A 296-nucleotide genomic window follows, 5' to 3' on the forward strand; every position below is an offset into this window, starting at 1 on the left:
AAATTAGCTATGCCTAACATGCAAAATGGTAGTGTTCGGATCATTAATTCTCGACAAGTTCAATTACCGAAGTTAGGTCGCTTGCGTTTCAAAGGGATACCCCAAAAAGTATTCAACCGTATGGACAGTATTCGTATTGGTACAACCACAATCTCAATGGACGCTACCGGTCGTTACTATGTATCACTACAATTAGCATCTGAACAACCTTTTGTAGACAAAGTTAATAATGAAACCACCACTGCTATTGGGATTGACTTAAATACTGATAATTTTCTAACTGATTCCGAAGGAAA

The 296-nt window shown here is 37.5% G+C and carries 1 pseudogene; it reads left to right on the forward strand.

Annotated elements, in window-relative coordinates:
- A pseudogene (locus FC26_RS13095) lies at positions 1-296 on the forward strand (RNA-guided endonuclease InsQ/TnpB family protein); the annotation flags it as partial.

Origin of the sequence: Paucilactobacillus vaccinostercus DSM 20634 (genome assembly GCF_001436295.1) — a bacterium.
In the GTDB taxonomy this organism is placed as follows: Bacteria; Bacillota; Bacilli; order Lactobacillales; family Lactobacillaceae; genus Paucilactobacillus; species Paucilactobacillus vaccinostercus.